Origin of the sequence: Haloferax massiliensis, from assembly GCF_001368915.1 — an archaeon.
Lineage (GTDB): Archaea > Halobacteriota > Halobacteria > Halobacteriales > Haloferacaceae > Haloferax > Haloferax massiliensis.
The window spans coordinates 1213040-1231982 of sequence record NZ_CSTE01000002.1 but is presented as its reverse complement, the minus strand read 5'-3'; the positions used below and the strand labels follow the sequence as shown (position 1 = coordinate 1231982).

The following is an 18943-nucleotide window of genomic DNA, read 5'->3' as shown; positions in this document are numbered from 1 at the left end:
GAGGGCTAGGCGGTCCGGGGGTGATATGTGCGATGGTCTGTGCGTCGAAGCCTCGGGGCCGGGACGAACCGACCAGCGGGCCGGCTCCGACCCGAATCCTTAATCATCGTCCATACGGATTGGTGGACATGTACGACGAGGACGATTTGGCGTCTATCCGCGAGGCGCGCGACGAGTGGGAATCGGAGACCCGCGACCCGTTCGTGGAGAAGGGCGGCGAGCGCAAAGACCGGTTCGCCACCGTCTCCAACCACGAGGTGCGGGACCTCTACACGCCCGCCGACGTCGCCGACCTCGACTACGAGTCGGACCTCGGCTTCCCCGGCGAGGCCCCGTACACGCGCGGGGTGTACCCCACGATGTACCGCGGGCGGACGTGGACCATGCGGCAGTTCGCCGGCTTCGGCACGGCCACGGAGACCAACGAGCGCTTCCACTACCTCATCGAGAACGGCCAGACCGGCCTCTCGACGGCGTTCGACATGCCCTCGCTCATGGGCAAGGACTCCGACGACCCGCTTTCGGACGGCGAGGTCGGCAAGGAGGGCGTTGCGGTCGACACCCTCCGCGACATGGAGGTGCTGTTCGACGGCATCGACATCGGCGAGGTGACGACCTCCTTCACCATCAACCCCTCCGCGCCGGTCGTCTTCGCCATGTACGTCGCGCTCGCGGACAACCGCGGCGTCTCCCGCGACCGAATCGGCGGCACCTTCCAGAACGACATGCTCAAGGAGTTCATCGCGCAGAAGGAGTGGGTGATTCCCCCCGAACCGTCGCTCAAACTCGTCACCGACACGGTCGAGTTCGCCGCCGAGGAGACCCCGCGCATCCGGCCCATCTCGGTGTCGGGCTACCACATCCGCGAGGCCGGGTCGACGGCGGTGCAGGAACTCGCCTTCACCCTCGCCGACGGCTTCGCCTACGTCGAAGACGCGGTCGACCGCGGCCTCGACGTGGACGAGTTCGCCCCCCAGCTGTCGTTTTTCTTCAACTCCCACAACTCCATCTTCGAGGAGGTGGCGAAGTTCCGCGCCGCCCGCCGCATCTACCACGACGTGATGTCGGAGTGGTACGACGCCGAGGACGAGCGCTCGACGCAGTTGAAGTTCCACACCCAGACCGCGGGGCAGTCGCTGACGGCCCAACAGCCGCTCAACAACGTCGTCCGCGTCACGATTCAGGCGCTCGCCGGCGTCCTCGGCGGCACGCAGTCGCTCCACACGAACAGCTTCGACGAGGCGCTGGCGCTCCCCTCGGAGGAGGCCGTCACCGTCGCGCTCCGCACTCAGCAGATACTCGCCGAGGAGTCGGGCGCGGCCGACGTCATCGACCCGCTCGGCGGGAGCTTCTTCGTGGAGTCGCTGACCGACGAGATCGAGGCCGAGGCGATGGCCTACATCGAGGAGATTCGGGAGATGGGCGACGGCTCCGTCCGCGACGGCGTCCTCGCCGGCATCGACGAGGGCTACTACCACCGCGAGATAAGCGAGGCGTCCTACGAGTACCAGTCGCGGGTCGAAGACGGAGAGGAGGTCGTCGTCGGCGTCAACAAGTACGCCTCCGACGAGGACACCCGCCCCGACCTGCTCCACGTCGAAGACGAGGTGCAGGACAGACAACTCGCGCGCCTCGAAGCCGTCAAGGACGAGCGCGACGACGAGGCGGTCGACGCCGCGCTCTCCGACCTCCGCGGGGCGGTCCGCGACGGCGACAACGTCATGCCGGTGCTCGTCGACGCCGTCAAGGAGTACGTCACGATGGGCGAAATCATGGACGTGTTCGCCGAGGAGTACGGCACCTACCGCGAGACCATCGGCGTGATGTGAGGGCTCCGACGCGGTACCGCCATCACCGACCGGGATGACATGACCTTTCGTTGATGGAAACGAGCGTCGACGGGGGTTCGTAACCGACCGACGGCCCGGCGACCGCCCGCTGATGACGCCCCCGTCCGGACTGCGGGACTACATAGATTTATCATGGAGGATTGGTGTAGTTAACACGTACTATGGCAGACGGAGACACCGAACTGGAGGCACGGCTGGTCGAGCAAGAGGAGTTCGAACCCTCCGAGGAGTTCGTCGCGCAAGCGAACGTCTCCGACCCGGCCGTCTACGAGGAGTTCGAGGAGAACTGGCCGGACTGTTGGGAGCGGGCGGCCGAGATGCTCGACTGGGACGAAGACTACGACGAGGTGTTGGACGACTCGAACCCGCCGTTCTACGAGTGGTTCACGGGCGGCAAGCTCAACGTCTCGTACAACTGCGTGGACCGCCACGTCGAAAACGGGGACAAGAACCGCGTCGCCATCAAGTGGGAGGGCGAGCACGGCGAGACGCGGACCTACACCTATCAGGACCTCTACCGCGAGGTGAACGAGTTCGCGGCGGCCCTGCGCGACCTCGGCGTCGAGGAAGACGACGTGGTGACGCTCTACATGCCGATGATTCCGGAACTCCCCATCGCCATGCTGGCCTGTGCCCGCATCGGCGCGCCGCACTCGGTCGTCTTCGGCGGCTTCTCGGCCGACGCGCTGGCGACGCGGATGAACTCCGCGGACTCCCGATTCCTCGTCACCTGCGACGGCTACTACCGCCGCGGCGACCCGCTCGACCACCTCGACAAGGCCAACGAGGGCCTCGACGGCGTCGACCACGGCGTCGACGCGACGGTCGTCGTCGACCGCCTCGGCGACGACGGCTTCGGCCACGACCTGAAGGGCAACCAGCACGACTGGGACGACCTCCTCGACGAGCACGCCGGCGAGCGCGTCGACCCCGTCCAGCGCGACGCCGAGGACATGCTGTTCCTGATGTACACGTCGGGGACGACGGGGCAACCGAAGGGGGTCAAACACACCACCGGCGGCTACCTCGCGTACGCCGCGTGGACATCGCACGCCGTCCTCGACATCGAGAAGGAAGACACCTACTGGTGCTCGGCCGACATCGGCTGGATTACCGGTCACTCCTACATCGTCTACGGCCCGATGGCGCTCGGGACGACCACGGTGATGTACGAGGGGACGCCCGACTTCCCCGACCGCGACCGCCTGTGGGACATCATCGAGAAGTACGCGGTCGACATCTTCTACACCGCGCCGACGGCGATTCGCGCGTTCATGAAGTGGGGCAGCAAGTTCCCCGAACAGCACGACCTGTCGAGTCTCCGCCTGCTCGGGACGGTCGGCGAACCCATCAACCCGCGCGCGTGGAAGTGGTACTACAAGCACATCGGCAACGAGGACTGCCCCGTCGTGGACACGTGGTGGCAGACCGAGACCGGCGGGATGATGATAACGACCCTGCCGGGCATCAAGAAGATGAAACCGGGGTCCGCCGGGCCGCCCCTGCCGGGTATCGACGCCCAAATCGTCGATACGAGCGGGGAGCGGGTCGACGCCGGGCGCGCGGGCTATCTCACGGTGAACCGGCCGTGGCCCGGGATGCTCCGGACGCTCTACAACAACGACGAGCGGTTCATTCAGGAGTACTGGCAGGAGTACTCCGACGTGGACAGTAACGACCCCGACGACTGGGTCTACTTCCCCGAGGACGGCGCGAAAATCGATGCCGACGACTACATCACCATCCTCGGTCGCGTCGACGACGTCATCAACGTCTCGGGCCACCGCCTCGGGACGATGGAAATCGAGTCGGCCATCGTGGGCGTCGAGGGCGTCGCCGAAGCCGCCGTCGTCGGCGGGAATCACGAGGTGAAAGGCGAGGCCGTCTACGCCTACGTCATCACCGAGGAGGGTCAGGAGGAAGACGACCAGATGCGACAGCGTATCATCGAGGGCGTCGAGGACGCCATCGGCCCAATCGCTCGCCCCGAGATGGTCGTGTTCACGCCCGAACTGCCGAAGACGCGGTCTGGTAAGATTATGCGCCGCCTCCTCGAAGAGATAGCGAACGGCGAGGAACTCGGCGACACGACGACGCTGCGGAACCCAGAGATCGTCGAGTCGATTCAGCGGCAGGTCGAAGACGAGTAACTCTCGGCACCGCCGCCGTCGGCCCTACCGCGAATTTTCCGGTTCGTCCATCCACGCCGACAGCGACTGCTCGTCGCGGAAGTAGCGTCGCTCGCGGACGCCGTCGCGTTCCACCACGGCGAGGAGGTGCTTCTCGGAGAGCCGAATCTCCTCGCCGCTGTAGGTACACGGTTCGACACGCTCGTCGCCCGGTCGCCACAGCCGATGGGGAACGACGCGGACGATCGTCTCGTCCCGGCCCGTCGGCGAGCGTCCGGTGTAGTCCGAAAGCGCCATACGCGCGCTACGGGCTCTCCGAACAAGATATTTTCCTGCATAGTTCGCATAGTAATATAGTCTCCCGCGGCGCGAGACGTGCTATATTGCGACCCGATGTGCCAATTATTCTCATTCGGGTTCTGTCTGACACCAGCCCGCATATTTATTTTGAACGTTAGTGAAGGATACCGCGTATGAAGAAACAACTCCTGGTGACGGAGTTCCTCGACCGCGCGCGGCGGTACTACGGGGACGAGGAGGCGGTCGTGGCCACGACGGGCGAGCGCTTTACCTACGACGAACTCGGCGAGCGGGCCGACGGCTTCTCGGCGGCGCTCCAGTCCCGCGGCGTCGAGAAGGGCGACCGGGTCGCGGTGCTCGACCCCAACACGCACTACCACCTCGAAGCCGCCTACGGGTCGATGCAGCTCGGAGCCGTCCACATGCCGCTGAACTACCGGCTCGTCCCGGCCGACTTCGAGTACATGCTGAACGACGCGGACGTGACGGCGGTCTACGCCGACTACGCCTTCGCCGAGAAGATAGACGAGGTCCGCGACGAGATTCCGACCGAGATATTCGTCACGAACGACCCCGAGAAGGCCGCGGAGTCGACCGACGGCGAGTGGCTCGATTTCGACGAGTTGGTCGCGGAGTCGACCGACTACGAGCGCCCCGAGATGGACGAAGACGAGATAACCACCATCAACTACACCTCGGGGACGACCGGCGACCCGAAGGGCGTCTGCCGCACCCACCGCGCCGAGACGATTCACGCCTATCTCATCTCGATGCATCAGGACATCGCGGACGACGACGTCTACCTCTGGACGCTTCCGATGTTCCACGTCAACGGTTGGGGCCACATCTACGCGATTACCGGCCACGGCGCGAAGCACGTCTGCACCCGCGGGGTGGAGGCGGAGGCCGTGTTGGACGCCATCCGCGACGAGGACGTGTCGTATCTCTGCGCCGCGCCGACGGTGCTGAACATCCTGATGAAACGCTACCGAGAGGAAGGCGGCGTCGAGACGACCGGCGCGAGCCCCGTTCGCGCGGCGACCGCGGGCGCGGCCCCGCCGGAGGCGACGATTCGGACCGTCGAAGACGAGTTCGGCTGGCGGCTCATGCACGTCTACGGGGCCACCGAGACCGGCCCGCTCATCACGACCTCGGAGGCCGGGCGCTACCTGACGGACGGCGACGACCGCTTCGGCGTGAAGAAGAAACAGGGCATCGGCTACCTCGGCACCGACGTTCGCGTCGTCGACGAGGACGGAAACGACGTGCCGAGAGACGACCAGTCCATCGGCGAAATCGTCGTCGCGGGCAATCAGGTGATGGAGAAGTACTGGAACAAACCCGAGGAGACCGAAGCGGCCTTCTCGGCGCGGCTGGAGGGCTACTACCACATGGGCGACCTCGCGGTCGTCGACGAGAACGGCTTCGTCAGCATTCAGGACCGCAAGAAGGACATCATCATCTCCGGCGGCGAGAACATCTCCAGCATCGAACTGGAGGACACGCTGTTCGACCACGGCGAGGTCGCCGACGTGGCGGTCATTCCCGTCCCGTCGGACGAGTGGGGCGAGTCGCCGAAGGCGTTCGTCGTGCCGACGAACGGCGACCCCGACGCGCCGGGCGTCACCGCCGAGGCGCTCATCGAGTTCTGTCGAGAGCGGATTGCGACGTACAAGGTGCCGAAGGAAATCGAGTTCGTCGCCGAGCTCCCGAAGACCGCGACCGGGAAGATTCAGAAGTACGAACTGCGCGAGCGCGAGTGGGAAGACGAGGGACGGATGGTGGGTGAGGGATAGGAACGACCGCGTTAAGCCCGCCTTTCGGGGCGTAGCGGGACCTTAACCGCGGCCGAGGTGTCTCGTTTCGGAAGCGAACGCGGTTCAGCGGTCGTTGCAGGGGCAGTCGAGGCCGAGCGACCCGGGGTTGTTGTTGAACGCGTCGAGGGTGTCTTTGAGCGGCTCGCCGTCGACCATGTCGCCGCCGACGCTGACGTACCAGCTCGTCTGTTTGCCGCCGTTCGACCACGCGGAGTTTGTGAGCCACGAACCGGCCATATTCTTGACTTCCTCGATGGTGTAGCCCGCGTAGTCGCCGTACTGGATGGTCGCGCCGTCGCTCGTGCATCCCGGGTCACTGCCCGGTCTGTTCCGGAGGTTGAGGACGATGGCGAGGTAGTGTTTCGCCATGATGTTCGCCTTGTCGCCCTTCGTGGGCGCGACGAGGAACTCGCGCCACTCGTCGTGGGTCATGGTGACGCCGCGGAGGGTATAGTTCGTGCCATCCGGGCCGAGGACCGCCCAGTTGTCGGTGGAACTGCTGTAGTCCGGGTTGTTCGCCCAGTAGCCGGGCGTCTTGGGACACATGGTCGCCGCCGCGGAGCCGGAGACCGCGGGGATACCGATACCGATGCCGAGCGCCGACATCGCGCCGAGTCGGAGCACGGAGCGCCGAGTCGGTCTGAATCCGTCGTTCGAGTCGTTTGTCATAGTGGTGCCACGGGCGTGGCTGCCGCGTTATTCGCGCTTTGCGGGGTTAGTTATAAATCGGACATTCACGACGGCACGAGATTAACTGGTCTGTGCACGAACAGAAAGCGCGTTGAAACGGTGCTATTCGGGGATATATATCTAGTATTCTGATAGTTGGTCACCCGCGGTTCGACCCGCTCACGCGGTCGCCAACGCGAGGAAATCGGATCGACGCGTTCCGCGAGGAGACGACCCGCGCGGCCGACTCGTCGGCGTCGACGCCCGAACGGGTCGGACCAACGCGGCGGGCCAGTCCGACACCGGCGTGTATTTTGCGTCTGTGGCGCGTTCCGTGCCGCGGAGGACTCACTTCGAGAGCCGGGCAGCAGTCGTCGCCCGACGGGGACCTTATATGATACCGTAGACAGCACCAATCTATAATGATTGATTGCACATGTAATAGGGAATTCATACATAACTATTATTAAGGATGTATCCGCCGATGTGGTTATGGCACGGGATAGCAAGCCGCTCAATCGACGAGACGTGTTGAAGGCGACTGGTGCTGTCGGAACCGCCGGCTTGGCAGGGCTGGCGGGATGTACTGGCGGAGGCGACGGCGGTGGTGACACCGACACTGACACTGGCAACGGCGGCGGTGGCGGCGACGGTGGAGACGGTGGCGACGGCGGGGAGGAGTACCCGGCGCTGGGCAACTTCCCAATCGAGGGCGACACGGCCACGTTCGGGTTCAACGTCCCGCAGTCGGGACCGTACGCCTCGGAGGGCGAAGACGAGCTCCGGGCGTATCAGCTCGCGGTGAAGCACCTCAACGAGGGCGGCGGCTGGGTCGACTCGCAGTTCGACGACCTCTCCGGCGACGGCGTCCTCGGCTACACCATCGACCACGTGGACGGCGACACGGCCACGGACGCGGACCAGGCGCGGCAGTCCGCCTCGGGGATGATCCAGCGCGACGGCGCAATCATGATCTCGGGCGGGTCGTCTTCGGCGGTCGCCATCGCGGTCCAGGGGCTGTGTCAAAACGAGAAGGTCATGTTCATGTGCTGTCTGACGCACTCGAACGACACCACCGGAAAGGACTGCGTCCGCTACTCCTTCCGGGAGATGTTCAACGCGTACATGACCGGTCAGGCGCTCGCCCCCGTCGTCCGCGACGCATACGGCGAGGACCTGACGTTCTACCAGCTCTACGCCGACTACAGTTGGGGGCAGACCCAGCAGGCGTCGATGGAGCAGTTCATGACCGACGTCGCCGGCTGGGAGCAGGTGGAATCCGTCGCGACCCCGCTCGGGACCACCGACTACTCGACGTATCTCTCGGGGGCACAGAGTTCGGGCGCGGACGTGCTCATCTTGAACCACTACGGCCTCGACGGCGCGAACTCCGTCCAGCAGGCCGTCGACGCCGGTATCGACGAGGACATGGAAATCATCGTTCCGCTGTACAACCGCCCGATGGCGGAGGCGGCGGGCGGCGCGATCGAGGGCATCTACGGCACCGTCGCGTGGGACTCCCAGATAGACAACACGCCGTCGCAGGAGTTCACGCAGGCGTTCCGAGACGAGTACGACCGGACGCCGTCCGGTCCCGCTCAGTTGGCGTACGCCCAGACGCTCCAGTACGCCGCCGCCGTCGAGCGCGCGGGGACGTTCTACCCGCCGGAGGTCATCAAGCAGCTCGAAGACTACGAGTACGACAACATCGGCATGGGCGCGGAGACGATGCGCGGGTGCGACCACCAAGCGCAGCGCGACGTGCCGGTCGTGCAGGGGCTTCCGGCGTCCGAGCAGGGCGAGGGATCGTACTTCAACATCGTCAACATCACCAGCCGCGACGACCTCGGCTACGCGTGCGACGCGGGGCCGGCGGCCGAGTGTGAACTCGGGTCCTACGAGTAGGCACTCGCCCCACCGTTATCTTAATGAAAGTTAATCGCAGACAACCACGCACACGTAAATGAGTAAGATTAGCATACCCATGGTAGTACACGCCTCGAACCGTTGGCGCGGGGGTGGCGGTCGATGAGCCTTCTGTCGGACGTGCTCGTCATCCTGCTCAACGGACTGCAGCAGGGGGCTATCTACGTCCTCTTGGCGGTCGGTCTCTCGATCATCCTCGGCACGCTCAAGTTCGTCAACTTCGCGCACGGCGCGCTGTACCTCGTCGGCACCTACACGGGGCTGTTCGTCGCGCTGAACGTCCCGCTGTCGAACGGGAAACTGGCCGAGTGGGGCTTTTCGAGCTTCGGGCTCGACATCGGCTTTTTGGCCGCCCTGCTTTTCGTACCGCTTTTCGTCTTCGCGGTCGGCCTGCTGATGGAGCGGTACCTCGCGCGGGCGTTCTACGACCGCCCCGACACCGACCAGATTCTCGTCACGTTCGGCCTCGCAATCGTCGTCCAGGAGCTGTTCCGCGTCCTGTTCGGGAGCAACAGCCTGCCGTTCGAACAGCCCGAGCGAATCCTCTCTGTCGGCTCGTTCGCCGGTATCCCCGTCTCCGGCCCGATCGCGCTGCCCATCGTCGGTAACTTCCCGCAGTGGCGGCTCTGGGTCATCGGCATCACGGCCGTCCTCGTGGCGCTCGTGTACCTGCTCGTCGAGTACACCGACTTCGGGCTCGTCGTTCGCGCCGGGACCCGCGACGCCGAGATGGTCCGACTCCTCGGCATCAAAATCACCCGGCCGTACATCGTGGTCTTCGGCATCGGCGCGGCGCTCGCCGGGGTGGCGGGCGTCGTCGGCGGCCCGCTGAACGTCGTCAACCCGACCATCGGGACGAACATCCTCGTCCCGGCGTTCCTGACCGTCGTCATCGGCGGGGGCGGAAGCATCGCCGGCGCGGTCGTCGGCGGTATCGTCTTCGGCCTCACGACCGCCGCGCTCGTCGCCTTCGCGCCCGCGTGGTCGCAGGTCGGCCTCTACGCCATCGCGGCCATCGTCCTCCTGACGCGGCCGCAGGGCCTGCTCGGCGACGAGGAGGTGACGCCATGAGCGAGAAGGACGCCAACCCGAGCGCGAAGGACGCGCTGGTCGGCGGCAGCCTGTTCGGTCGCTGGGAGAAACTCCGCGGCCGCGAGGGGACGGTCGTCGGCATCACGGCCGTCCTCGTCGCGGTGTTCCCGTACCTCTTCGCCCGCGCGCCCGTCGTCTCGGGCATCTTGCAGGGCTACCAGAGCCTGGCGACGCTCATCCTCATCTGGGGCATCTTCGCCATCGGCTTCGACCTGCTTCTCGGCTACACCGGCCTGCTCTCGTTCGGCCACGCGGCCTTCTGGGGCGGCGCGGCGTACGCCGCGGGCATCGTCGCCAAGAACGTCAGCGGCGACCCCATCGTGATGGTCGTCTCGGGGACGCTCTTCGCGGTGCTGCTCGCGTGGGTGCTGGGCTTTCTGTCGCTCCGCCGGGGCGGCATCTACTTCTCCATCCTCACGCTGGCGTTCGCCCAGATGTTCTACTACATGGCCGCGTCGCCGCTGGCGTTTCTGACCAACGGCGAAAACGGCCTGACCGGCGTCGAGGTCGGCAGTTTCCTCGGCGTTATCCACCTCGAAGCGGACGTTCCGTCCGTCGGCGGGATGCTCCTCGGGACGTGGTTCTACGCCTTCGTCGGCGTCTTCTTCGTCGGCGCGGTCGCGGTCGCCTACCGCATCCTCAACTCGCCGTACGGGATGGTGTTCCGCGCCATCCGCGAGAACGAACAGCGCGCCGAGTTCGTCGGCCTCAACGTCTGGCGCTACAAGCTGATGGCGTTCATCATCTCGGGCGCGTTCGCGGGCGTCGCCGGGAGCCTCTTTACCATCCACGGGGCGTACGTCCCGCTCCAGTCGCTGTTCTGGACGGAGTCCGGCGACATCGTCGTCATGACCGTTCTCGGCGGCGCGGGCTCGATGTTCGGGCCGGTCCTCGGCGTCGGACTGTACCTCTACATCGAGAACATCGTCCAGACCATCCAAGCGCTGACGATTCCCTTCACGGACATCGTGCTGATTCGGGACTTCGGGTTCTACTGGCACCTGCTTTTGGGACTCGTCTTCGTCGTGGTCGTCTGGGTCGTCCCCGACGGCCTGTGGGGCATCCTGAACTGGCTCCGCGAGCTCGCGGTCGACCTCGGTTCGAAGGCGGCGAACCGCGTCCGCGCGCTCTCCGGCAACGGAGGTGACGGTCGATGACGCTCCTCGAAACCCAGAACCTCGTCAAGGAGTTCGGCGGCCTCGTCGCCACCGACGACGTGAACCTCACCGTCGAGGAGGACGAGCGCGTCTCCATCATCGGGCCGAACGGCGCGGGGAAGTCGACGCTCATCAACCTCATCACGCGACGGCTCGACCCGACCAGCGGCGACATCCGGTTCAAAGGCGAGTCTATCGTCGGCCTCGAACCGCATCAGGTGGTCCAACGCGGCGTCTCCAAGTCGTTCCAGACCGCCTCCATCTTCCCCGACCTGACCGTCCGGGAGAACGCGGAAATCGCGGCGCTGGCGTCCGAGCGCGGCGCGTTCGGGTTCGAGTTCCTGAAACACCGCGACAGCCTCACCGACGTCCACGACGTCGCCCGCGACACGCTGGACTCGGTCGGCCTGTTGGACCGCGCGGACACCGTCGCGACCGACCTGCCGTACGGCGACAAGCGTCGCCTCGAAATCGGCATCGCGCTCGCGAGCGACCCCGACCTGCTCCTCATGGACGAACCGACCGCCGGCATGTCTCCCGAGGAGACGAAGTCGACGGTCGACCTCATCGAGCAGGTCAAACGCGACCTCGGGCTCACGTTCGTCCTCGTCGAACACGACATGGAAATCGTCTTCAGCATCTCCGACCGCATCGTCGTCCTCAGCCGCGGCGGCATCATCGCCGAGGGCACCCCCGACGAGATTCGGGGCAACGAAGCCGTCCAAGAGGCGTACCTCGGAGGTGTCGAGCTGTGAGCCTCCTCGAAATCGACGCCATCGACGCCTACTACGGCGAGAGCCACATCATCCGCGACCTCTCGATGAGCGTCGAGGAGGGCGAGATATGCGCGCTCCTCGGCCGCAACGGCGCGGGGAAGACCACCACGCTCCGGTGTATCGCCGGGGCGACGCCGCCCGACGTGCGGGAGGGCCACATCCGGTTCAAGGGCGACGACATCACGGGCGTCCCCGCCGAGGACGTCTCCGTCCGGGGCATCTCGCTGGTGCCCGAGGAGCGGCGCATCTTCCCGAACCTCTCTGTCGCCGAGAACCTCCACCTCGCGGAGGTCGTCGACAACAAGTCGAACACGTGGGGGCGGTCGCTGTCGTTCGGCCACAAGGGAATGTCGACCGAGGAGGTCTACGACCAGTTCCCGCGGTTAGACGAGCGGAAAGACCAGCGCGCGGGGACGCTCTCCGGCGGCGAACAGCAGATGCTCGCCATCGCGCGCGCCCTGAAGCAGAACACGGACCTGTTGCTCCTCGACGAGCCCTACGAGGGGCTCGCGCCGAAGATCATCGAGGACGTGGAGGACGCGGTCGAGCGCATCAGCGACGCGGGCACGACCATCCTGCTCGTCGAGCAGAACGCCGCGGCGGCCATCAAACTCGCCGACCGCGCGTACGTCATCGACCAGGGCGGCATCGTCTTCGACGGGAGCGCCGAGGAACTCCGCGAGGACGACGAGACGCGCGAGCGGTATCTGGGGGTCTGACGATGGCCGCGACCGACGCCGACGCCGACCCCGAGACGGCGCTCGAAACGCTCATCGAGGCCGGCGCGGTCGACGAAGCGCCGGACGGGACGCTGTCGACCACGGCGGAGTTCGAGAAGACGCTCGCCGTCTACCACGACATCTACGGGGCGGTTTCGACCGAGGAGTTCCACCAGACCGTCTCGGACCTCTTCGGCGTCGCCCCCGAGAACGTCGAGGCGCGACTCGACGAGTTCGGCGTCACCAGAGCCGACGTGGTCGCGTACCTCGCGGCGAAGTCGTTTCTCGACGCGCCCGTCGAGCGGGACCTGCTTTTCGTCATGGCGGGGCTGCTCGTCGAGATGACCCCGTCGTCGCCGGTGCCGAGCGCGCTCGACGAACTCGACGACGGTTCCTTCGAATCGTACCTCGACGCACACCCGGACGCCGTCGTCCTCGTGTGGCGGCGCTTCTGCGAGCCCTGCGACGCGATGAAGGAGGACCTCGACGCGATTCTCGACCGCGTCCCCGGCGGGGTCGCGACTGCCGGCGTCGACGGCGAAGCGGCCGACGAGTTCTGCCGGTCCTTCGATGTCGAGTCAGCACCGACGCTCCTGTGTGTTCGGGACGGCGAACTGCGAGAACGAGCGTCCGGCCGCCGGACCCCCGACGAGGTCGCGGCCGTCCTCGACCGGGTCTACTAGCTTTTCCGCTTCGTCGAGCCCGTCACCATGACGGGCCGGTCGGAGTTCAGAATCACCGTCTGGGTGACGCTCCCGAAAAGCGCCTTCCCCGCGGGCGAGCGCTTCCGCCCGGCGGTGACGATGAGGTCCGCGTCCTCCTCGTCGGCGAACTCGATGATGACCTCCGCGGGGTCGCCCGACGACTCGTTGACGTCGTACTCGATACCGCGGTCTTCGAGGAACTCGCCCGCCTTTCTGACCGAGTGAATCTGCGTCGCCGACGCCCCGCTCGGGTTGTCGGTGAAACTGTGGATGAGTGTGACCTCCTTCTCGCCGGGGTCGCCGGGGAGTTTCGCGACCTCTTCGACGCACGCGAGCGCGTGGTCCGCGTCGTCGTCGATACCGATTACAACGTGGTACATACTACCACGTCCCGGTAGTGGATATTAGTATTTGTGTTGAACGATAATGCTGAATTAGGCGTCGTCGAGTCCCGCCGAGACGTAGACGACGAGCGCGAGCGGAGCGCCGAGGACGAGCGCGATGGTCAGCGCGCCGTAGGCCGCGAAGCCGACGGGCGTGGGGGGAAACGGCACCAGAAAGAGGAACCGCGGCGCGCTGAGTCCCGAGACGAACGTTCCGGTGAGGTAGCCCGCGGCCCCGGCGACGGCGACGAGGGCGGCGTACAATCCGAGGACGAAGCGGTGACCGCCGACGTTCGAACTCACGGCTCACGTTCGGGGACGGACGCTGTTAGGGGTTTCCGTTCGCCTCGTCGCAGTGGGGGTCGGTGTCGGCGTCCCCGTCCGCGTACCGATGCACCTTTGGCCGCACGCGCAAACAGTGAGGTATGTCGGATACGGATATCCTCGGACTCGTGCTCGGGGCCATCGCGGTACTGATGTTCGCGACGGGCATCCTCCTCGTCGTCTGAGTTCTCTCCGGTTTTCTGCGTCGCCGCCACCGAGAGCGGTCGCTTCTCTCCGCCGCGGTCACCGTCGCTCGTGAGCGGCGGCTTTGACGGGACGGACTCCGTGACGCACGCGAGCGACCGACACCGGCGGCGAGCACGGACTGCCGGCGTCGTCGGGCGCGTTCGCTCTCGAAACCAGCGTCCGAAAAATGAACCGCGACCGAATCGCCGTCGAGCGGCGTCGGTTACGCGTCGTCCGCGGAGTCCGCCTCCGCGTCGTCGACCGTCCGCCCGCCGTCGGTGGCGAGGTCGGTCTCGTCTTCGCCGCCGTCGGTGACGGCCGTCTCCAGTTTGCGTTCGAACCAGGTCCACTCGGCGGTGACGAGGTCGTCGTCGGCGAGGTCCCACGGGTCGCCGTCTTCGATTTCGCGGCCTTCGAGCCACGACTGGACGAAGTTCCAGACGAAGATGATCTGGCCGGCGAGCAGGATGAGCGCGCCGACCGTGGCGACCTGATGCAGCGTCGCGAACTGCGGCAGGTAGGTCGCGTAGCGACGCGGCATCCCGCCGTAGCCGAGCAGAATCATCGCGAAGAACGTCAGGTTCGTCCCGACCATCGAGAGCCAGAAGTGCCACTTACCGAGCGTGACCTGATACATCCGGCCGGTGTAGATGGGGTACCAGTAGTAGAGCCCGGCGAAGCCGGCGAAGGCGATGGCTCCCATGACGATGTAGTGGAAGTGCCCGACGACGTAGTAGGTGTCGTGGAGCACGAGGTCCACCGGAATCGACGCGAGGAAGACGCCCGTCACGCCGCCGATGATGAAGTTCGAGACGAAGCCGATACAGAACAGCATCGGCGTCGTGAGGCGAATCTTCCCGTTCCACATCGTCGTGATCCAGTTGAACGTCTTGACCGCGCTCGGTATCGCGATGGCCAGCGAGACGGCCATGAACGAGGCGCGGAGCCGGGGGTCGATGCCCGTGGCGAACATGTGGTGCGCCCAGACGCCGAACGAGAGGACGCCGATGGCGAGCGTGGAGTAGACGACGAACTTGAACCCGAAGAGCCGACGACCCGCGAAGCGGGGGAGCACGAGGCTCACGATACCCATCGGGGGCAACACGAGGATGTACACTTCGGGGTGGCCGAAGAACCAAAACAGGTGTTGCCACAGAATCGCCCCGCCGTCGACATCGAAGAACATCGTGCCGAAGTTCCGGTCGAAAAGCAGCATCATAATCGCGCTACCGAGAAGCGGGAACGCGAAGAGGATGAGACCGGACTGGGTCAGAATCGTCCACGAGAAGATGTCGAGGTTCGCCCACGAGACCTTCTCGTTGCGCTCCGTGAAGATGGTCGCGATGAAGTTGATCGCGCCCATCGTGGCCGAGACACCCGAGAGGTGCAGGCCGAGGAGCATCAGGTCGACGCCGGCGTTCACCTGGTTGCCGGACCCGACACCGGCCGAAAGCGGCGTGTACATCGTCCAGGCCGTCTGCGCCGGGATGACGTCCGGGATGGGGAAGAACCCGGCCCAGATGAGCAGCGCCGCCGGCGGTAGGAGCCAGAAGGCGATGGCGTTGATACGCGGGAACGCCATGTCGTCCGCGCCGATGAGAAGCGGGATAAAGTAGTTCGAGAACGCGGCGATGATGGGCGTCCCGAACAGGAACAGCATCGTAATCCCGTGGCTTGTGAGCAACGAGTTGTAGAACGTGTTCGAGATAAGCGTCATCGACGGGTCCGCCAGTTCAATCCGCATCAGGACGACCATGAGACCCCCCACGGCGAACGCGACGAGCGCGTACGCGCCGTAGAGCATCCCGATGTCCTTGTGGTCGACCGTCGTCAACCAACGGATGACCCCGGATGGTTTCTCCTCCGAGACGTACTGCTCTGCGGTACCGCCGACCGTGCCTCCGCCCGCGAGCGGGGTGTACGACCGCCAGTCTTCGACCCGCGCGAGCCACGCGGCGACGGCGATGAGGAAGACCCCCATGAGCACCGTCAGTGCTAACTGTCCGTTAACCTCCATGGAAGTGCCTGAGTAGTGCAGGGTAATGAAAGATTCGGGACCGCCCTGCGATTCGAGGTGCTTTAAGCCGTCTCGTCCGCGGCTTCGACGGCGTCGTCATCCGGCGATTCTTCGAGTTCGGCCGCCTCCTCGCTCTCTTGTTCGTGAAGCGGCTTCGCGCCCGGAACCGTCGCCTGCCCCGGCGCGTAGACGGTGCCTTCCTTCTCGGAGCCCGCGATGGCCTTCCCAGAGAGGTAGGTGAGCGCGGCGAGCAGTACGAACGGCGCGATGAGGAGCGCGTACTGCAGCCCCGACGTGAGCGATTCGAACCCAAACGGATTGACGAAGGTGAACGCCACCACGAAAAACAGGATGATGGCCAGCGGAACCATGTTGACCGTGAGGTCGAGGATGGTCTCCTTGTCGAACGTCTTGGTTGCCATATCGAGACACTCGGGGACGCCGTTCAAATAGATTGTTGGTTTCGCGTCCGGTCGAGGCGAGTCGGAGCGCCGCGGGGTCGTCCGCGGCGGTCAGAAGGTCTGTCGCTGTTCGCGGACGAACAGTTCGAAGACGACGCCGCCGACCACCAGCAGAATCGCGGCGGCGATGACCGCGTAGCCGCGGGTCACGAGGGCGATGTCGGTGAACGCGAGCCCCGCGCCGAACGCGAACAGGACGGCGGCGAGCGCGGAGACCGAGCGGATCGTCGAGGTGACGTAGCCGGACTCCTTGAGGATGCCGACGACGCTCCCGCCGAACAGGAGCAGCCCGCCGACGGCGAGGGGAAACAGGTCGAACAACAGGCCCAACTCGGAGATGGGAATCCCGAGCGCGATGAACACGGGCCACGGACTGGCCGTGCGGTACTGGTCGGAGAGTCCCGGCGCTTCGTCCATACGCGTCCGTTGGACTGTGTGGTAACAAGCCCTTCGGAACCGAGACTAGCGGAGGGAGATGCCCTGCCGAGCGAGGAAGTCGCTGACCGCGCGAATCTCGACCGGACTGCCGATGATTCGGCACGTCTCGCCGTTCGCTCGGTGGACCGAGACGACGAACTCCGATTCGAGGTCGTCGCGCACGCTCTCCAAGAGGTCGCAGGGGAGCACGATCTGCGTGCTGTCGCGGAGCGTTCGGGGGTCGGGCATCGGTGTTCATCGGGCGGTCGAAGGGGTCGTGTATAACCGTGCCGAAACTCGCCTCTTCACACACGCGAGACTACCTCGACACCCGACGCGTCGACGCGGCGGACCCGCCGCGCGGAAGGAAAGGGTTTTTCGACGGACGCGGCGGAACTGTTGACGATGGGACTGGAGGAGGAGATCGAAGATATCCGCGAGGAGATATCTAACACGCCGTACAACAAGTCGACCGAGGCGCACATCGGTCGGCTGAAGGCGAAACTCGCGGAACTGAAAGAGAAACTCGAAAACCAGAGTTCGGCCGGCGGCGGCCAAGGGTACGCCGTCGAGAAGACCGGCGACGCCACGGTCGCGCTCGTCGGCTTCCCCAGCGTCGGCAAATCGACGCTCATCAACGCGCTCACCAACGCCGACAGCGAGACCGGCGAGTACGAGTTCACCACGCTCAACGTGAACCCGGGGATGCTGAAGTACAGGGGCGCGAACATCCAGATACTCGACGTGCCCGGCCTCATCGAGGGGGCCGCGGGCGGTCGCGGCGGCGGCAAGGAGGTCCTCTCGGTCGTCCGCACCGCCGACCTCGTCGTATTCATGCTCTCGGTGTTCGAAATCGAGCGCTACGAGCGACTGCAACGGGAGCTCTACAACAACAAGATTCGGCTCGACACGTCGCCGCCGAACCTCTCTATCAACAAGAAGGGCAAAGGCGGCATCAACGTGACAAAAAGCGACAGCGTCGACCTCGAAGAGGAGACCATCAAGGGCATCCTCCGCGAGCACGGCTTCGTCAACGCCGAGGTGACGCTCCGCGGCGAGACGACCATCGACGAACTCGTCGACGGCATCATGAAAAACCGGGTGTACCTGCCGTCCATCGTCGCCGTCAACAAGGCCGACCTCATCGACAAGGACTACCTCCCGACGGTCGAGGAGAACCTCCGCGAGGTCGGCCTCGACCCCGACGAGGTGACGTTCATCAGCGCCGAGGCCGAGAAGGGCCTCGACGCGCTCAAAGAGGAGATCTGGGACGCCCTCGGGCTCATCCGCATCTACATGGACAAACCCGGCCGCGGCGTCGACTACGACGAGCCGCTCGTCCTCCGCGAGGGCGACACCATCGACGACGCCATCCACGAACTCGGCGCCAAGCTCGACGAGCGGTTCCGGTTCGCCCGCGTCTCCGGCCCGAGCGCGAAACACGACGACCAGCAGGTCGGCCGCGACCACGTCCTCGAAGACGAGGACGTGCTCCGCATCATCGCCCAGCGGTGACGACCGACCCGGCGGCCCGGTCGGCCTCGCGGTCGCCCGCGCGCCGCCGTCTCCAGTTACTCCTCGTCTCCGTCCTCGGTCTCGTTCCGTGGTCCGTCCAGACGTTCACCGCCGGGAGCGCCACGCTCCTGTTCCCGTGGGGCCTCGTCGGTTCCGCGACCGGAAGCGTGACCACCATCACCGACTTCTTCCTGCGGTTTACGATGGGGCTGCCGGACTACATCCTCGCGTGGCCGGTCGGGGTCGCCTGTTACGTCGTCGCGCTGGCGAGCGCGCTCTCGGGCGTTCTGTTCGGCCGCGAGGACGTTCGACTCACCGCGGCCGGACTCATCCTCGCCGGCGTGACCCAGTTGGAGGTCGCCCGCGGCTTTTCGGTCCAACCCGGTCGAACCGCGTGGCCGGTCGGGACCGTCCTCTTGTGGGCCGTGGCGGGGTTCCTGTATTGGTCACGCGCGGGCGAGCGCGACGCCGGCGGCTCCTCGCGCTGAGCGACATCACAGA

19 protein-coding genes are annotated in these 18943 nt (G+C 65.6%); 11 read left to right on the top strand and 8 right to left on the bottom strand.

Going from position 1 to position 18943, the window contains the following annotated elements; translation table 11 throughout:
- Positions 1 to 128: 128 nt before the first annotated feature.
- Both BN996_RS10340 and acs read left to right on the top strand, forming a co-directional pair.
- Positions 129 to 1829 (top strand): acyl-CoA mutase large subunit family protein, encoded by a 1701-nt coding sequence (locus tag BN996_RS10340; protein ID WP_042662675.1) that lies wholly within the window; start codon positions 129 to 131, stop codon positions 1827 to 1829.
- A 182-nt stretch (positions 1830 to 2011) separates the two neighbouring features.
- Entirely contained in the window at positions 2012 to 4000 is a 1989-nt protein-coding gene (gene acs / locus BN996_RS10335) for an acetate--CoA ligase (protein WP_089778781.1), read from the top strand.
- Positions 4001 to 4024: 24 nt separating this feature from the next.
- Here the strand turns inward: acs and BN996_RS10330 are convergent, their stop codons facing one another.
- Entirely contained in the window at positions 4025 to 4276 is a 252-nt protein-coding gene (locus BN996_RS10330) for a hypothetical protein (protein ID WP_042662676.1), read from the bottom strand.
- A gap of 176 nt (positions 4277 to 4452) precedes the next feature.
- On the opposite strand from BN996_RS10330, the gene BN996_RS10325 reads away from it, so the two are divergent.
- Positions 4453 to 6075: a long-chain-fatty-acid--CoA ligase gene (locus BN996_RS10325; protein ID WP_089778779.1), complete on the top strand. Its 1623-nt coding sequence runs from the start codon at positions 4453 to 4455 to the stop codon at positions 6073 to 6075.
- A gap of 84 nt (positions 6076 to 6159) precedes the next feature.
- Here the strand turns inward: BN996_RS10325 and BN996_RS10320 are convergent, their stop codons facing one another.
- Complete coding sequence (locus BN996_RS10320) at positions 6160 to 6765, bottom strand: hypothetical protein (RefSeq protein ID WP_042662678.1); 606 nt, start codon at positions 6763 to 6765, stop codon at positions 6160 to 6162.
- A 564-nt stretch (positions 6766 to 7329) separates the two neighbouring features.
- Here BN996_RS10320 and BN996_RS10315 point away from each other — a divergent pair.
- From BN996_RS10315 to BN996_RS10290, 6 genes are all read left to right on the top strand, one after another.
- Entirely contained in the window at positions 7330 to 8670 is a 1341-nt protein-coding gene (locus BN996_RS10315; RefSeq protein ID WP_193310954.1) for a substrate-binding protein, read from the top strand.
- 123 nt (positions 8671 to 8793) lie between these two features.
- Positions 8794 to 9762 carry a branched-chain amino acid ABC transporter permease gene (locus tag BN996_RS10310; RefSeq protein ID WP_089778777.1) on the top strand — a complete coding sequence of 323 codons (969 nt, stop codon included), beginning with the start codon at positions 8794 to 8796 and terminating at the stop codon, positions 9760 to 9762.
- The gene (locus BN996_RS10305) at positions 9759 to 10940 is read left to right on the top strand and encodes a branched-chain amino acid ABC transporter permease (protein ID WP_042662681.1); all 1182 of its coding nucleotides are present in this window, start codon (positions 9759 to 9761) and stop codon (positions 10938 to 10940) included. Before BN996_RS10310 ends, BN996_RS10305 begins: the two co-directional genes overlap by 4 nt.
- Positions 10937 to 11695 carry an ABC transporter ATP-binding protein gene (locus tag BN996_RS10300; protein WP_042662682.1) on the top strand — a complete coding sequence of 253 codons (759 nt, stop codon included), beginning with the start codon at positions 10937 to 10939 and terminating at the stop codon, positions 11693 to 11695. The genes BN996_RS10305 and BN996_RS10300 overlap by 4 nt, the downstream gene beginning before the upstream one ends.
- Positions 11692 to 12435: an ABC transporter ATP-binding protein gene (locus BN996_RS10295; protein WP_089778775.1), complete on the top strand. Its 744-nt coding sequence runs from the start codon at positions 11692 to 11694 to the stop codon at positions 12433 to 12435. Before BN996_RS10300 ends, BN996_RS10295 begins: the two co-directional genes overlap by 4 nt.
- 2 nt (positions 12436 to 12437) lie before the next feature.
- Entirely contained in the window at positions 12438 to 13118 is a 681-nt protein-coding gene (locus tag BN996_RS10290) for a thioredoxin family protein (protein WP_089778773.1), read from the top strand.
- On the opposite strand, the gene BN996_RS10285 is transcribed toward BN996_RS10290, so the two are convergent.
- From BN996_RS10285 to BN996_RS10260, 6 genes are all read right to left on the bottom strand, one after another.
- Positions 13115 to 13519, bottom strand: a complete 405-nt coding sequence (locus BN996_RS10285; protein WP_042662685.1) for a universal stress protein — start codon at positions 13517 to 13519, stop codon at positions 13115 to 13117. The genes BN996_RS10290 and BN996_RS10285 overlap by 4 nt on opposite strands.
- A 54-nt stretch (positions 13520 to 13573) precedes the next feature.
- Entirely contained in the window at positions 13574 to 13825 is a 252-nt protein-coding gene (locus BN996_RS10280; RefSeq protein WP_042662686.1) for a DUF7520 family protein, read from the bottom strand.
- A gap of 430 nt (positions 13826 to 14255) precedes the next feature.
- Entirely contained in the window at positions 14256 to 16013 is a 1758-nt protein-coding gene (locus tag BN996_RS10275; RefSeq protein WP_089778771.1) for a cbb3-type cytochrome c oxidase subunit I, read from the bottom strand.
- Positions 16014 to 16111: 98 nt separating this feature from the next.
- Positions 16112 to 16471 (bottom strand): DUF6684 family protein, encoded by a 360-nt coding sequence (locus BN996_RS10270; RefSeq protein ID WP_042662693.1) that lies wholly within the window; start codon positions 16469 to 16471, stop codon positions 16112 to 16114.
- A gap of 90 nt (positions 16472 to 16561) precedes the next feature.
- A complete protein-coding gene (locus BN996_RS10265) occupies positions 16562 to 16927 on the bottom strand; it encodes a DUF7541 family protein (protein ID WP_089778769.1) in 366 nt (121 codons plus the stop codon).
- A 45-nt stretch (positions 16928 to 16972) separates the two neighbouring features.
- On the bottom strand, positions 16973 to 17176 hold the full coding sequence (locus tag BN996_RS10260; RefSeq protein ID WP_007275040.1) for a VNG_1110C family protein: 204 nt from the start codon (positions 17174 to 17176) through the stop codon (positions 16973 to 16975).
- A 156-nt stretch (positions 17177 to 17332) separates the two neighbouring features.
- On the opposite strand from BN996_RS10260, the gene BN996_RS10255 reads away from it, so the two are divergent.
- Together BN996_RS10255 and BN996_RS10250 are read left to right on the top strand one after the other, a co-directional pair.
- Positions 17333 to 18442 carry an OBG GTPase family GTP-binding protein gene (locus BN996_RS10255; protein ID WP_089778765.1) on the top strand — a complete coding sequence of 370 codons (1110 nt, stop codon included), beginning with the start codon at positions 17333 to 17335 and terminating at the stop codon, positions 18440 to 18442.
- Positions 18439 to 18930 carry a TIGR04206 family protein gene (locus BN996_RS10250; RefSeq protein ID WP_089778762.1) on the top strand — a complete coding sequence of 164 codons (492 nt, stop codon included), beginning with the start codon at positions 18439 to 18441 and terminating at the stop codon, positions 18928 to 18930. Before BN996_RS10255 ends, BN996_RS10250 begins: the two co-directional genes overlap by 4 nt.
- The last annotated feature ends 13 nt before the right edge of the window (positions 18931 to 18943 follow it).

What these genes read in the sequence shown, in the direction of transcription:
- BN996_RS10320 (WP_042662678.1), bottom strand. Translation starts at nt 6,765, where the DNA reads ATGACAAACGACTCGAACGACGGATTCAGACCGACTCGGCGCTCCGTG.
- BN996_RS10300 (WP_042662682.1), top strand. Translation starts at nt 10,937, where the DNA reads ATGACGCTCCTCGAAACCCAGAACCTCGTCAAGGAGTTCGGCGGCCTC.
- BN996_RS10275 (WP_089778771.1), bottom strand. Translation starts at nt 16,013, where the DNA reads ATGGGGGTCTTCCTCATCGCCGTCGCCGCGTGGCTCGCGCGGGTCGAA.
- BN996_RS10260 (WP_007275040.1), bottom strand. Translation starts at nt 17,176, where the DNA reads ATGCCCGACCCCCGAACGCTCCGCGACAGCACGCAGATCGTGCTCCCC.
- BN996_RS10325 (WP_089778779.1), top strand. Translation starts at nt 4,453, where the DNA reads ATGAAGAAACAACTCCTGGTGACGGAGTTCCTCGACCGCGCGCGGCGG.
- BN996_RS10265 (WP_089778769.1), bottom strand. Translation starts at nt 16,927, where the DNA reads ATGGACGAAGCGCCGGGACTCTCCGACCAGTACCGCACGGCCAGTCCG.
- BN996_RS10340 (WP_042662675.1), top strand. Translation starts at nt 129, where the DNA reads ATGTACGACGAGGACGATTTGGCGTCTATCCGCGAGGCGCGCGACGAG.
- BN996_RS10285 (WP_042662685.1), bottom strand. Translation starts at nt 13,519, where the DNA reads ATGTACCACGTTGTAATCGGTATCGACGACGACGCGGACCACGCGCTC.
- BN996_RS10330 (WP_042662676.1), bottom strand. Translation starts at nt 4,276, where the DNA reads ATGGCGCTTTCGGACTACACCGGACGCTCGCCGACGGGCCGGGACGAG.
- BN996_RS10310 (WP_089778777.1), top strand. Translation starts at nt 8,794, where the DNA reads ATGAGCCTTCTGTCGGACGTGCTCGTCATCCTGCTCAACGGACTGCAG.
- BN996_RS10305 (WP_042662681.1), top strand. Translation starts at nt 9,759, where the DNA reads ATGAGCGAGAAGGACGCCAACCCGAGCGCGAAGGACGCGCTGGTCGGC.
- acs (WP_089778781.1), top strand. Translation starts at nt 2,012, where the DNA reads ATGGCAGACGGAGACACCGAACTGGAGGCACGGCTGGTCGAGCAAGAG.
- BN996_RS10255 (WP_089778765.1), top strand. Translation starts at nt 17,333, where the DNA reads ATGGGACTGGAGGAGGAGATCGAAGATATCCGCGAGGAGATATCTAAC.
- BN996_RS10270 (WP_042662693.1), bottom strand. Translation starts at nt 16,471, where the DNA reads ATGGCAACCAAGACGTTCGACAAGGAGACCATCCTCGACCTCACGGTC.
- BN996_RS10290 (WP_089778773.1), top strand. Translation starts at nt 12,438, where the DNA reads ATGGCCGCGACCGACGCCGACGCCGACCCCGAGACGGCGCTCGAAACG.